We start from the raw sequence: 13,484 nt of genomic DNA, 5'->3' as shown, positions 1-13,484 counted from the left end.
CTCATCCTAGCAGCGTTATAATAAGGTGATATTTCACGGTTACACTATTGAACCACAACCAAAATGGCACCATACTTAGTAACCTATTAATATAGATGACCGAGACAGTGAGAAAATTTGATTTCTTACTGACCTCATTTTCTATATCATCTCTTTTATCGTTTTAGATTGTTTCTGACTTAGGAAGTTATATGCCCAACTGGCCACCAGACCCTAACAAACGTCCTGACAATTCGGCAAATCAGCCAGCGCCGATGCCGCAGTCAAGCCAGCCGAGCGGACAAGAATGGCGCTTGATTGAAAATACCTTGCTCGCTAGTGTGGTAGAGCAACGCCGTGCGCGCCGCTGGGGTATCTTTTTTAAACTCTTGACCTTTGGTTATATCCTATTGATATTTTTGACCCTTGGCCGTGGCTGTAGCAGTAAAGCGCCATCAGCTCTTGACGGTATGGATACCAGCAAGCCACATTTGGCCGTGGTTGAGTTGCAAGGCACTATCAGTAGTGGTGATGTCGCCAATGCTTATGATGTCAACGAAGCATTGACGCGTGCTTTTGAAAATAATAACTCAAAAGCAGTGGCGCTAGATATCAACTCACCTGGTGGCTCACCTGTACAGTCTGATGAGATTTGGCAGACAATGAGGGATCTACGCCAAGAGTATCCAGATAAAAAACTCTATGCGGTGATCGGTGATATCGGCGCTTCTGGTGCTTATTATATTGCCTCAGCGGCAGATGAGATTTATGTGAACCCATCAAGTTTGGTTGGTTCTATTGGCGTGATTATGCCAAGCTACAATGTCGAAGGCTTGATGGATAAAGTCGGTGTTGAAGATCGCACTATCACTGCTGGTGAATATAAAGACATCTTAAGCTTATCGCGCCCGCTTACCGATTATGAAGAAAAGCATGTCGAAAAAGTGCTGGCCAATACTCATAAGCACTTTATCAATGCGGTAAAAGAAGGACGCGGCGCTCGTCTAAAAAACCCAGAAGAGAATAAACTGTTCTCAGGATTGTTCTGGACTGGTGAGCAATCGATTGCCTTAGGTCTCGCTGATAAAAAAGGCAGCATTTCTAGCTTAGAAAAGCAGTTAAAGCTCGATAATGTCGTCAATTATACCCCAACCGATCCGTTCAGTTTATTTATGGATCGCTTTGCAGTTAAGTTGGGCGCGGGTATCGGCTCAAGCGTCAAGCTTGATGTTTTGCCACAAACCGATGGTAATGCAGAAATGCGCTAAGCCTATGGTGTTAGGTTTACTGTGACCAATAATTAAGGCTGAGCGTATTATTATGCTCAGCCTTAATTATTGGTCAGTACAAAGTTATGGATAATGGGCATTCCAATGGAATAGCGTATTCGAAAAACATTAAGTCCACAAAATACCAAGTCCAAAAAATACCGAGGCCAACAATACCTTTGGTTGGTCAAAATTGCTTTAACCAAGCAGTGCTTTATCTACGTCAGTAATTGGTCTGGTTTTCTTTCGCCATGCTCATTTTTTGAATGCTATAATCTTTGATGACTATTAATGGCACAGCGACTATTAATGGCATTCTTACTATTAAAGTAACTACTATTTAGGGCGTATCTTTATTTTGAGAATGTGTTCATTTTGAAAATGACCATAAAATACACGCCTTAATATCCCATAATGATAAAAATCAATGAGAGCTTGTTATGAGTGACATCAATTTGCAAACTTTTGCAGCGCTACCCGTCTCTAAAAAAACAAGGAAGCCCGTGATACATTTTGCCCATGCCAATGGTATGCCAAGCGCGGTTTATGAAGCATTTTTTGCAGGTCTTAGTGAGTTTTTTACGATCGAATATATTGCGATGTTAGGTACTAATCCTGACTATCCAGTTGATGATCACTGGCGCAGTCTGACTCAGCAAATTATCGATAGTGTGAAAAGTACTTGTGAGAAGCATGGTGTCGCGCAAGTCGTGGCCGTTGGACATTCGCTGGGCGCTATGTGTACCATGCAGGCATTGTACCGTGAGCCTCAGCACTTTGCTCAAGCAGTATTAATGGATCCCCCTTGGATTTATGGTAAAGTCAGCTTTTTTTGGCATTTGGCAAAGACGGCTGATAGGCTACCATTGATGAACAACCGCTTGATGGATAAGCTATCTCCAGCTGGGGTATCTAAGCACCGCCGCGATGTTTGGGATAGCCGCGAAGATGCCTACGATAAAATGCGTCACAAAGGTTTTTTTAAAAACTTTGATGAGCGTAGCTTTCAGGGTTACATTGAGCACGGTTTACATGAGCGTGCGGATGGCAAAGTGACCTTAGCGATTCCAAAGTCCGTTGAGGTAGATGTCTTTCGAACCAATCCCTCATGGTATTGGCTAACGCCAAACCGCGCCCCAAAGCCGCCAGTTACCCTCATTATTGGGGAAGAAAGCTTGTTTTTAAAGCGCCGTTTCCCGCAGCAAATAAAATCACGACTTGGTATTCCTTATACGACCCATACGGGTGGTCATATGTTCCCGCTTGAGTATCCAGAGTCTGTGTCACGGCAAGTATTGGACTTAATCAAGCAACAACTACCAAAATAAATCATGCGCGCTACTTATTTGACTGCTCAGATTAGGGCGTATCCTAGTCCTAATATAAAGTTGTCGTCAGCATTGATACTCTATATCACTGAGTCACCATTTTATGCCAAATCATTTTAGTGCTGCCAAGCAACGGCTGATAAACTCGCCTAAGCGTTTGCCGTTATTTTCACGCTTGGAAGTGTTTTTACTGACCATAGGTATGGTCGTCGCATTCTTTATCAGTCAACTGCTAGGAGTCTATATCGCAGGCAAGCTGCTGCTACCGGCTGCTAAAAGCGCAAACGTGGCTGATGTGTTTTTCTATGGCAGCAGTAATGGCACGGTCGTGAGTGTGTCCATTATGATTGGCGGTGTATTGCTGGTCGCCCTCATCGTTATGTTGATTCGGTTAAAAGGCGGTAATTGGCAGCGCTATCTTGCGCTCAAACCATTTTCAGTCGCGTTTGGCGTTGGGATGCTAGGTATATTATTGATATTTATGATTGGCAGTCAGGCGCTGACTTACTGGCTTGATAAATCGCCACTGGTGTTTGTCGATCCGTTATATCAGTCCGTCAGCTCAGTGTGGCTGCTAGTATTTGCAATGGTGATAGTCGCGCCATTATACGAAGAGCTGGTCTTTCGCGGCATCCTATGGTCGGCCATTACTGAGCAATTCGTCGCCTCACCAAGTCAAGAGCTGCGCGGGGCGATCATTGCTAGTATCGTCACCAGTGTAATATTTGCGGTGATTCACTTGCAGTATGGCGTTTATGAAATCAGCACTATCGTGGTGCTGGCATTGATATTTTGCTATGCCCGTATCAAATCTGGCTCGCTGCTACTGCCCATGCTGCTTCACATTGTCAATAATGGCGCAGCGATGGGGCAGTATTTAGCGCAAACCGCTTAATCAAAATTTTCTTAAGAGAATTTGCTTAATCAAAAAGAGCTATGCATCAGGGTTTAATGCCAAGACTTCAGCGGCTGCTTGTTTAACGTCATCTATCGTCAGTTTAGGTTTGCCACTCAATGCCTGTCGCCATTTGCGAGCTCCCGTCAGCCCTTGAAATAATCCTAAATAATGCCGAGTCATCGTTGGCAGCGCTTCACCTTTGGCCAGTTGCTCTTCTAGATAAGGATAAAGCTGCGCCAATATATCTGAGCGCTTAGGTGCAGGCTCACCCCATAAGCTATTGGCTTCTGCTAGCAGATAAGGGTTATGATAAAAGGCGCGGCCAATCATCACACCGTCTATATGCTGCAAGTGCGCTTGAATATCTGCGACGGTCTCGATACCACCGTTTATCTCGACATCAAGGTCTGGAAAGTCTTGTTTGAGGCGGTAGACATCATCGTAACGTAGTGGTGGAATTTCGCGATTTTGCTTGGGGCTAAGACCTTGTAGCCATGCGGTGCGAGCGTGGACGATAAAGCGCGTACAACCAGCAGCAGCGACCGTCTGCACAAAATCTGCCATAAACTCATAGCTATCAAAATCATCTATACCAATACGATGCTTGACGGTTACTGGGATATCGACCGCCGTTTGCATGTGTTTGACCAAGTCAGCGACAATATTTGGCTCGGCCATGAGACAAGCGCCAATTTTATTATGTTGGACGCGATCCGATGGGCAACCAACATTGATATTAACCTCATCATAACCATGCTGTTGCGCGAACTCGGCACACTGGGTCATCTCATCAATATATGCACCGCCAAGTTGCAGCACGATAGGCTGCTCGAGCGCGTCAAAGCGTAGATGCCGTGCTCGATTACCATGTATCAGCGCCCCTGTACTGATCATTTCAGTATATAAGTAGACGTGCGGATTAAAAAGTCGCGCAAAATAACGATAATCCGTTGTCGTCCAATCGATCATGGGGGCAACTGAGAGTCGTTTATTGGTCATATCAACCATGGATAATAAGCCTTAATATTTTATTCTTTGAGTGTGAGTGTTTTGCATAGAGACAACAGGTGTCGTAAGCACAATGGGCGAATATTCAATACGCCCTTGCTAGACCACCTGATCAATTCTTTTGAACTGGGGTAAGTTGTAAAAATACAGTCCCATGATAATGCCAATAAAGCCGATAAAGGCGATATAGAGAGCGGGTGAAAAACTGATAAATAACGTGGCATAGCCCAGCCCAAAAGGTATAAGTACGCCCACGATGCCATAGGTGATATTATAACAAAAAGCCATTCCGGTAAGGCGCACATTGGTTGGAAACAGTTGCACAAGAATAGCCGGTACCATACCGACAATGCCAGCACAGAAGCCCAGTAGCGCATACATAATCAAGATATAGTCGCCGCCTGCTTGCAAGTGATAAAAGAAAGCAAGCATTTGAGCGATTAACAAGGCAGAACCAACAACCAAAATTTTGCCAAAATTCTCATGATTAGACACTAAGCCATAAAATATGCAGCCAAAAATCATAAAAACAATACCCAAACTGTGCGAAAATCCAAACAAATCAGTATCTAAAGTAAAGCGTAATTCGATTAACTCTGGTAATAAAAGAATGACGACAGTCGTAATGCTAGAAATAATCAACGTCAGCATCATGCCGACAAATACTGAGTGTTTGTGATTTTTAAAGAGCAGGGTAAGCGGCTTGGCAAAATAGCTCTTGGGTTTCGATTTTTCCATCGCGATAAAAAACGGTGATTCACCAATCAATCGCCACGCAAGTAACGGCAAAAAGCTCAGTATTGAGGCGATAAAAAATGGCAGCCGCCAGCCATAATCTGTCAACTGCTCAGGGGTCATTGCTCCGGTAAGCCAACTAAAAAAGGCATTAGAAAATAATACACCGACGAAGAAACTGGCAGTTACATAGCTACAACCTACAGAAAGATACTGCCGCGGCACATGTTCCGCCACAAAAACCCATGCTAAAGGTACATATAGGCCATAAGCCATCCCCTGTACCAGCCTGAGTAAAATAAATAAAGCGGGCGCAACCAAGCCCCACTGCGCATACGTCGGCAGACATGCCATCGCTAATAAACTGGCAGCAGTGACGAGCAAGCTTATAAATAATATGGGCTTTCGACCTTTGATATCCCCATAACGACCAAAAATAATGCCGCCAAGTGGCCGTGCCAAATAACCGACCGTAAAGAGGCCAAGCCCTTGTAGCTTGGCGACGGTAGGACTGGTACTAGCCGGGAAAAAAGCAAGCGAGACGATATCTGCGATGTACAGATAAATCAAAAAGTCAAAAAATGTCACCGCGCTGCTAAAGCTGATAAGCATCACGATATTTTTGTCTTTAGCAGACATCAAAGCATATTGAGAACGAGACGGCATAATAGATCACGCATCCACACAGTAAACTGATTGTTAAGACGGTCATCATCTAGATAACCGACCATAATAAAAACCGGCAAATCAATATAGATAGATAATGATTTGCCGGCATAATGAAAATAAGGCTTTTTGAATACGAAGGCTAATGAGCCACTGACTCTTAAAATAAGTGACAGACATTCAGTACGCTATAAATTTGGTTAAAAGGAACCTATAATCTATAGCAGCCAATCGATTGGCAGCCATGACATGATGGTCAGCCAAACGTGGTCACCCATATCAACGCGCGGCTCTGTATCGTAAATCACTTTTTTACCATTTTCCATGGTATGCCACTGTAAAGCACCGCTCTCCAGCAACTTGACTTCATACGCCTGATTTAACAAATCATCGCTGAGTGCACCGTGTAGCTGGCTTGCCAGTTCTTCATCATTAATAATGACGCCCATTTCAGTATTGATATTGGCAGAGCGCGGATCGACATTGTATGAGCCAATAAACACCTGATAATCATCCACAGCAAAGGTTTTGGCATGTAAGCTGGTTGAGGATTGGCTGCGAGCTTTCCACAGTTTGTTTTCGCGTTTTTCTTCCGCAGCGGTGGACTTAAGCTCGTAGATTTTCACCCCTGAGCGCAGCAAATTGGGACGCCATTGACTGTAGCCAGAATGCACCGCCGTCACATCGGTTGCATCAAATGAATTGGTCAAAATTTTGATTTCAATACCCGCTTCGGCCAATTGTACCAGCGTCTTAACGCCATCTTTGGTTGGTACGAAGTAGGATGAAATAATAGTCAAGCGCTTGGTGGGCGTGCCCAGCAAGGTACGCAGCTGATGTACCAAATTGGTATTGGCAGGAACGGTTTTGGTCAGTTTGCCGACATCATCACTCAAAAACTGCATATCCGTCCAGCGAAAGGGCACCTGCTTATTGATTAAATCAGTATCGATAGAGGAGTCTTCGATGGCGGTCTTATAAACAGCCAAACTACTGCGAGTATTATTTTTTTCATCTTGATCGAGCTTGTCTAACGACGCTAAGAAGTCTTTACTTGTCCCTTTATCAGCGGTTACCAGCGTTTCGATGTCAAATGAGATGGGCGAGGACCAGTAGCTAGCAAAGCTATTATCGATATCGGCCACTACTTTGCCGATCAGTAATACATCTAAATCCGCAAATTGGCTGTTTTGATTGTTACTTAAGTATTCATCACCGATATTTCGACCGCCAATAATGGTAATTTGCTTATCAAAGGTCATGCTCTTATTGTGCATACGCCGATTGATACGCGGTAAGCCCGTGACAAAATTTAAGGTCTGAAATTTACGATGCATTAACGGATTGATAATGCGCACCGCGATGTTTGGGTGGCTGGCAAAACGTAATAAACGCTGATCAAACTTGGCGTTATTATTAAAATCATCGAGCAATAAGCGCACGATAACGCCGCGCTCAGCTGCTTCCCATAAGTCTTTTAAAAGTAGCTGACCGGCCTGATCATCGTGCCAAATATAATATTGCACATCGATATTGCGCGTGGCCATACCGGTCAGGATACTGCGCGAAGCAAAAGCATTGGCGCCAGTCACAATCGGATGATAGCCGGACAAATCAGGGTGAACGTTGTTCTGTTCACTAATGGCCGCGACCAGATCCGTATTTTCACCGCCATTATTCTTATTGTTAGTACTGTCATTATTTTTAAGTTTGCTGTCTTGCTGATATAAAGCATTAACACGCGCTGATAACGCTTGGCTCTCAGGCAAATGTGGCTTCTCAGGCAAACTCTGGCAGCCAGTAAGACCTAAGGTTAATCCGAGTGTTAGACTGAGCGATAAATTGCTTGGTTCTATACTTAGCATCGACATAACTGATTAACCCTAATGAGCCTTGATTTATTGGAATGCTGCTAAAATTTTAATGAATATGTTCATTTTTATAAAATAATAGCACTGATGATGACGCTTATAAAAATAACGTCCTAGGCCAAGCTTAAATAGTCGCTAAGCTTAGCAGTTGTTGTCTTATCTGCCTATTATAAATACGTTATTTTTTGGCTTAAGCGCTTGACTAAGCTCGCATTTAACTCTAATTTCGGGTTTTAGTATTCTGCGAAAGCGTATTCAAAAATAATATTTAGTAGTGCTCTGAAACCAGATGTTTGGAATAAGTTGACATGATATGATAACGCTGATGAATGGTGTCGATAATTAGAGAATAAGCCGTCATTTTATGCTCAACCATTTTACTAAGAATTATTTTACTACCAACAAGAGTAACGGAAGATTTATGAGTCAGTCGCAAGCGCATGATGATAACCATTTAAATAAATTAGATCCTAACTGGCGCAGTGACGCGCTCAATTTAGACCTTGATTATGGCATGCAGACCATCGCTGTGCGTGCAGGGCAACATCGCACCGATGAAGGCGAGCATTCAGAGGCTATCTTTACCACCAGCTCCTATGTTTATGAGTCGGCGGCGGACGCGGCAGCGCATTTTAATGGTGACAAGACGGGCAACGTTTACTCACGCCACACCAATCCAAGCGTGCGTACCTTTGAACGTCGTTTGGCAGCGCTTGAAAATGGTGAGCGTGCGGTGGCGACAGCCTCAGGCATGGGGGCGATTTTGACCATGTGCTTGGCGTATTTAAAAGCAGGCGATCATCTGCTTGCTGCCAATCAATTGTTTGGCTCATCCATTGGTCTATTTAATAATTATATGGCAAAGTTCGGTGTGGAAGTCAGCTATGTCGATTGCTTCGATAATGACGCGTGGGCTAAGGCTGTACAGCCAAATACCAAGGTTATTTATTGTGAGAGTCCTAGTAATCCATTAGCGCAGATTTGTGATATCGACTATTTAAGCAAGCTATGCAAGGCCAACGATATCTTATTGGTGGTGGATAATTGCTTTGCCACGCCAGCGCTGCAGCGTCCACTCGACTTGGGTGCCGATGTGGTGATACATTCTGCGACCAAGTATTTAGACGGGCAAGGTCGTGTATTGGGCGGTGCCTTGGTCGGTAGCGATGCGCTGATGCAAGAGGCCTTTACCGTGGTGCGCTCAGGCGGTATCAGCATGAGCCCGTTCAACGCGTGGGTCTTTACTAAGGGGCTTGAGACGCTGAAATTGCGTATGCAAGCGCACTGCAACAATGCCAATCAAGTGGCGGATTTTTTGGTCAATCATCCCAATGTCAGCACGGTGCACTTTTCAGGTTTGAGCGATCATCCTGCGCATGAACTGGCGACGCGTCAACATCATATGAAAGGCGGCTATGGTGCTATTATGGGTTTTGAAGTCAAACCATCTGCTAGCACTGATTCAAATAGTCAGGATTCAAAAGCCGCTGCATGGCATGTGATAGATTCCACGCAAATGGTCTCTATCACCAATAATTTGGGCGACGCCAAAACCACGATTACCCATCCGGCGACCACTACCCATTTTCGCCTGACGCCTGAAGCACGAGCAGAAGCAGGCGTCAAAGACGGCCTTATTCGTCTGTCGGTCGGCTTGGAAGATGTAGAAGACATCATTAAAGATTTGGCGCGTGGTTTAGACAGTTTGTAAAGATAACGGTATAATCACCGTTAACGCATAAAATTTACGTTATGATCTACGTTAATAAAAATTACTCATTACTATATTACTCATTACTATAAAGACAAAGAGGCAACTATGAATATCCAAGCATTGATGCAACAAGCACAAACGATGCAAAAGAAAGTCGAAGCAAACGTTGAAAATGCTAAAAAAGAGCTGGCCAATAAAGAAGTGCAAGCTGAAGCGGGCAGTGGTTTGGTAAAAGTCACTATGACGGGTCGACATGTGGTTAAGCGTTTGACCATCGATCCAAGCTTGCTTGAAGATGAGCCGGATATGATCGAAGACTTAATCGCTGCGGCTATCAATGACGCGGTGCGTCAAGCGGATGAGCTGTACGAAGAAACGATGGCAGGCGCGACCTCAGGTATGGGTCTGCCACCAGGTATGCAAGGTATGTTCTAAGCAACTGCCTTTTAACTACTAAGTTTGTAAAGGTTAAGTTTTTAGGTGCCAAATACTGCATATTGAAGACAAAAATGGGGTTGTTATCGACACGATACGACCCCATTTTTATAGCTACGGTTTATAAATTAAGTTAAATAAAGGAAGTTACTTTGCTGACAGCCAAATTTGATCAACTGGTCAAACAACTGCGCATTTTGCCGGGTGTGGGTCAAAAAAGTGCCCAACGTATGGCGCTGCATCTGCTCACCAAAAAACGTCCACAAGGCATGGCACTGGCGCAAGCGCTTGATGAGGCGATGCGTGATATCGTTGAGTGCGAGCGCTGTCACAGTTTTAGTGACGAGGCCGTTTGTCCACTATGCCAAGACCCAAGGCGTGATGATGGCCTATTATGCGTGGTCGAAACCGCAGCAGATGTGATGGCTATCGAGCAAACGGCAGGTTATCGTGGTCGCTACTTTGTTTTAGGCGGTCATTTATCACCGATTGATGGTATTAGCGCTGATGATTTAAATATCGATCAACTGGTCTGGCGGGTTAAGCAAGAGCCTGTTGAGGAATTGATCTTGGCAACGGGTACGACTGTCGAGGGGCAGACCACCGCCCACTTTATCAGCGAAGCAGTCGGCCGTCATGTCAATAAAGTGACGCGTTTGGCACAAGGTGTCCCGATGGGTGGCGAGCTGGAGTACCTTGATAGTATGACCCTTGGACAAGCGATGCAAAATCGTTCCTTCTTATAGTATTTTCTATAGCAATTTCATAAGTTCTCTATAAAACCCAAATCTTGCCCATTTTATTTTATGAACTTGTTATAATTGCTTAATTGCTACTATTGTTATCTTTTATTAAGACGCAGTTTGGCGTTTTATTTTCTCCTATTTATGCAGGTATCTGCCCGTGTCCAACAATGCTTCATTAGCTTCAACCGCTTCTACCCAATCAAACCGTGCAGACAACACTGCTGCTACTGACGATGCATCAAAGCAATCAATTAATACTGATATAGCGTCAACAGCTTTGCCGCCTGAACCAAATATCGATGCATTATTGGATATTGCGGATGAAGTTGCCATCACGTGGGTGCGTGAGCAAGATGGTTTGGCTGAAGTCATCGATGCATTGGCGACTTGCGGGCGAGTGGCGTTAGATACCGAGTTTATCAAGCGCGATACTTATTATCCACGCTTGGCATTGGTACAGCTAAATACCGGCAATCATGTATATTTATTGGATGCGCCGCAATTGCAGTTGGCTGATTTTTGGCAAGCGCTTAGCGAAGTTGACGTAGCGATTTGGCATGCTTGTGGTGAAGATTTGGGGATTTTTTATCTGTTGTCTGGTTGCCCGCCATTGACCAATATTTTTGATACGCAAATTGCGTTGTCTTATTTGACGGGACAGTTGCAAATGGGCTATCAGCAAGCGCTCGATGATCAGTTAGATATGCATATCGATAAAGAACAAAGTCAGTCGGACTGGCTACAGCGTCCGCTCTCAGATGAGCAAGAGCAATATGCGATTGATGACGTACGCTTCTTGCCAGCGCTTTATTTGAGCCTCGAATACGAGCTAAAAAAGCAAGGACTGTTTGAATATGTCTGGGCGGATTGTCAGCTTTATGCCAGCGATTTGTACGACGCTCAGCATGTTGAGGACGAAGCGATGTACTTAACGATGGCTGATTATCGCTATAACTCGCAGCAAATGGCGATATTAAAAGCGGTGGCGACTTGGCGAGAAGAGCTGGCGCGTTCGACCAATCAGCCGCGCACTTTTGTGATTAAGAAACAAGCTGTACGCGAGATTATCACTGAAAAGCCAACCAGCATGCGCGAGTTGGCGCATAAAACCACGATGCACCGTAGCATGTTGCGACTGTATGGCGAAGAGTTGCTTAAAGTAATAAAAGAGGCAAAAAATCTGCATCCTGCTGAATATCCAGACTGTCTATTGCCGCCTTATCGCTCAAAAAACAAAGTGCTGTCAAAGGCTGTGCAACAAGCGATCGATGAGCAAGCAGAAGCTATTGGCGTGCCTGCTAATGTATTAATGCGTAAAAAATGGCTGGGGCAGCTGTATGAAGTGATTGCATTTGATAAAGATTTAAGCAAGCTACCAGAAGGCTTAAAAGGCTGGCGCAATGAGTGGGTGACGCAAACCTTGATACCAGTAATTGAGAAGCACAAAACTGAATTACAGCAAGGCATGGGTGTTAAGTAAAGCGATTGTTGTTAACCAATAGATTATTCGACCGTAGCCAGTCGTTGTGCGACGTCCATATCTTTAATTTGACAAGCATACTGTGAACTATAATAATTTAACATATCATTATTGATGGCAACAGCCGGTAACGGATCGTCGTATGTATTCATAAATCGTGTTTTGCCATCAACTTGAGTATAAATTGTATTTAAACGTTGATAAGTACTATTCGAACAATCTACTAAGAAGTGACTAATAATAGTCTCTAAAGGTTTGTCAAAATCCAATAGTATTTGATCGTTGATGTCGTCACTTACTTCAAATCCGTTTAGCATAACTATCTTTTCCCAATAATCTACTTTATCAGAGTCTTGATTTTCCATATTTACATTGACTAAATCAGTATACACTTCTACTTGCTCGTTACTAACAACAAAACTCCAAAAAGGGTCTAAAGGTGGCTCATTTAACTTTATGACTTTGGACTTGTCGCTAAAATATGAGTAGACACCAAATAAGCCAGAGCAGAGTATTATAACAATTAATATTTTAAGATTATTTGGTCTAGTCTCTAAATAACTATATTTATTTGGATCAAATTCATTATTGCTCATTAGTTTATACTCAATTTAAATCTAACTTGTTATCTGGTTTTTTTCCAATCTAACGCTCAAACTTCCCATGCTCTAGAAAGTAAAAGGCTTGTTTAGCGACTTCTTTGTTAACTAACATGCCGGTATGTGAGACTGGCATGACGATATGATCGACTGCTGCCTCCATTTTGGTTTCTTCTACATACACTGTGCCATCGTGGTCAAGTTGCTGCTTCAGTGGTGGCACATCTGCTTTACGCAGTTTGCGGTTATGATGATGCAAAAATAACTGTCCCAAACCATACGGGCGATTCCCTGCAATCACACCAAGCTCAATGTGTTTTGGTAAAGGTGCGACGGTTCCATCTAATGCATCGATATATGAGCGTCCCACCACAGCTGGGATCAAGCGCCAAATATAATCCGCACAAATGCTACCCATATGCGGCGTGCCTAGTGTGACGCAGCGTCCAATTTGCCATTGCGGATACGCAGTGACAAAATCTCGAATAATTAAACCGCCCAAACTATGACCGACCAAATCGATTGGCTGGTCTGGATGATGATGGTTTTCTAGCCAGTCATTTAATCGGGCACTATTGGTTTTGATGCCGTCACGCATACTGCGATAGCCATATTGATGGGTATCAAACCCTTGTGCTTGCAAGCGTTTAGCCAATGGACGCATAACAAATGCGGCTTGATGTAAGCCATGAATCAGAATGACGCGGTTTGTTGGCATAGGTAATGGCACTCGATAATTATTCATCAAATACGCGTA

12 protein-coding genes are annotated in these 13,484 nt (G+C 43.9%); 7 read left to right on the top strand and 5 right to left on the bottom strand.

Features of this window, described 5'->3' with window-relative positions:
- Nucleotides 1-191: 191 nt before the first annotated feature.
- The 3 genes from sppA to W293_RS0104330 all read left to right on the top strand — a co-directional run bounded on the left by sppA (nucleotide 192) and on the right by W293_RS0104330 (nucleotide 3,470).
- Entirely contained in the window at nucleotides 192-1,247 is a 1,056-nt protein-coding gene (gene sppA, locus W293_RS0104340) for a signal peptide peptidase SppA (RefSeq protein WP_025651285.1), read from the top strand.
- Nucleotides 1,248-1,687: 440 nt separating this feature from the next.
- Nucleotides 1,688-2,575 carry an alpha/beta fold hydrolase gene (locus W293_RS0104335; RefSeq protein WP_025651284.1) on the top strand — a complete coding sequence of 296 codons (888 nt, stop codon included), beginning with the start codon at nucleotides 1,688-1,690 and terminating at the stop codon, nucleotides 2,573-2,575.
- 103 nt (nucleotides 2,576-2,678) lie between these two features.
- On the top strand, nucleotides 2,679-3,470 hold the full coding sequence (locus W293_RS0104330) for a CPBP family intramembrane glutamic endopeptidase (protein ID WP_025651283.1): 792 nt from the start codon (nucleotides 2,679-2,681) through the stop codon (nucleotides 3,468-3,470).
- Between the two features lie 39 nt (nucleotides 3,471-3,509).
- Here the strand turns inward: W293_RS0104330 and dusA are convergent, their stop codons facing one another.
- The 3 genes from dusA to W293_RS0104315 form a co-directional block, all read right to left on the bottom strand.
- Entirely contained in the window at nucleotides 3,510-4,481 is a 972-nt protein-coding gene (gene dusA, locus W293_RS0104325) for a tRNA dihydrouridine(20/20a) synthase DusA (RefSeq protein ID WP_037025768.1), read from the bottom strand.
- Between the two features lie 99 nt (nucleotides 4,482-4,580).
- On the bottom strand, nucleotides 4,581-5,882 hold the full coding sequence (locus W293_RS0104320) for an MFS transporter (RefSeq protein ID WP_025651281.1): 1,302 nt from the start codon (nucleotides 5,880-5,882) through the stop codon (nucleotides 4,581-4,583).
- 218 nt (nucleotides 5,883-6,100) lie between these two features.
- Nucleotides 6,101-7,753 (bottom strand): phospholipase D family protein, encoded by a 1,653-nt coding sequence (locus tag W293_RS0104315; protein WP_025651280.1) that lies wholly within the window; start codon nucleotides 7,751-7,753, stop codon nucleotides 6,101-6,103.
- A 421-nt stretch (nucleotides 7,754-8,174) separates the two neighbouring features.
- Here W293_RS0104315 and W293_RS0104310 point away from each other — a divergent pair, with 421 nt between their 5' ends.
- From W293_RS0104310 to W293_RS0104295, 4 genes are all read left to right on the top strand, one after another.
- Nucleotides 8,175-9,464: an O-succinylhomoserine sulfhydrylase gene (locus W293_RS0104310; protein ID WP_025651279.1), complete on the top strand. Its 1,290-nt coding sequence runs from the start codon at nucleotides 8,175-8,177 to the stop codon at nucleotides 9,462-9,464.
- A gap of 108 nt (nucleotides 9,465-9,572) precedes the next feature.
- Complete coding sequence (locus W293_RS0104305; RefSeq protein WP_025651278.1) at nucleotides 9,573-9,902, top strand: YbaB/EbfC family nucleoid-associated protein; 330 nt, start codon at nucleotides 9,573-9,575, stop codon at nucleotides 9,900-9,902.
- Nucleotides 9,903-10,054: 152 nt separating this feature from the next.
- Complete coding sequence (recR, locus tag W293_RS0104300) at nucleotides 10,055-10,648, top strand: recombination mediator RecR (RefSeq protein WP_025651277.1); 594 nt, start codon at nucleotides 10,055-10,057, stop codon at nucleotides 10,646-10,648.
- A gap of 157 nt (nucleotides 10,649-10,805) precedes the next feature.
- Entirely contained in the window at nucleotides 10,806-12,128 is a 1,323-nt protein-coding gene (locus W293_RS0104295) for a ribonuclease D (protein WP_025651276.1), read from the top strand.
- Between the two features lie 23 nt (nucleotides 12,129-12,151).
- Here the strand turns inward: W293_RS0104295 and W293_RS0104290 are convergent, their stop codons facing one another.
- Together W293_RS0104290 and W293_RS0104285 are read right to left on the bottom strand one after the other, a co-directional pair.
- Nucleotides 12,152-12,724 carry a hypothetical protein gene (locus W293_RS0104290; RefSeq protein ID WP_025651275.1) on the bottom strand — a complete coding sequence of 191 codons (573 nt, stop codon included), beginning with the start codon at nucleotides 12,722-12,724 and terminating at the stop codon, nucleotides 12,152-12,154.
- Nucleotides 12,725-12,773: 49 nt separating this feature from the next.
- Complete coding sequence (locus W293_RS0104285; RefSeq protein WP_025651274.1) at nucleotides 12,774-13,472, bottom strand: esterase/lipase family protein; 699 nt, start codon at nucleotides 13,470-13,472, stop codon at nucleotides 12,774-12,776.
- Nucleotides 13,473-13,484: the final 12 nt, after the last annotated feature.

Origin of the sequence: Psychrobacter sp. TB67 (genome assembly GCF_000511065.1) — a bacterium.
In the GTDB taxonomy this organism is placed as follows: domain Bacteria; phylum Pseudomonadota; class Gammaproteobacteria; order Pseudomonadales; family Moraxellaceae; genus Psychrobacter; species Psychrobacter okhotskensis.
The sequence above is the reverse complement of the archived record's forward strand: the minus strand, read 5'-3'. Positions and strand labels throughout refer to the sequence as shown.

Excerpts from the sequence above, each read along its gene's own strand:
- W293_RS0104305 (WP_025651278.1), top strand. The coding sequence starts at position 9,573 with ATGAATATCCAAGCATTGATGCAACAAGCACAAACGATGCAAAAGAAA.
- W293_RS0104285 (WP_025651274.1), bottom strand. The coding sequence starts at position 13,472 with ATGAATAATTATCGAGTGCCATTACCTATGCCAACAAACCGCGTCATT.
- sppA (WP_025651285.1), top strand. The coding sequence starts at position 192 with ATGCCCAACTGGCCACCAGACCCTAACAAACGTCCTGACAATTCGGCA.
- W293_RS0104335 (WP_025651284.1), top strand. The coding sequence starts at position 1,688 with ATGAGTGACATCAATTTGCAAACTTTTGCAGCGCTACCCGTCTCTAAA.
- W293_RS0104310 (WP_025651279.1), top strand. The coding sequence starts at position 8,175 with ATGAGTCAGTCGCAAGCGCATGATGATAACCATTTAAATAAATTAGAT.
- W293_RS0104290 (WP_025651275.1), bottom strand. The coding sequence starts at position 12,724 with ATGAGCAATAATGAATTTGATCCAAATAAATATAGTTATTTAGAGACT.
- W293_RS0104315 (WP_025651280.1), bottom strand. The coding sequence starts at position 7,753 with ATGTCGATGCTAAGTATAGAACCAAGCAATTTATCGCTCAGTCTAACA.
- W293_RS0104320 (WP_025651281.1), bottom strand. The coding sequence starts at position 5,882 with ATGCCGTCTCGTTCTCAATATGCTTTGATGTCTGCTAAAGACAAAAAT.
- dusA (WP_037025768.1), bottom strand. The coding sequence starts at position 4,481 with ATGGTTGATATGACCAATAAACGACTCTCAGTTGCCCCCATGATCGAT.
- W293_RS0104330 (WP_025651283.1), top strand. The coding sequence starts at position 2,679 with ATGCCAAATCATTTTAGTGCTGCCAAGCAACGGCTGATAAACTCGCCT.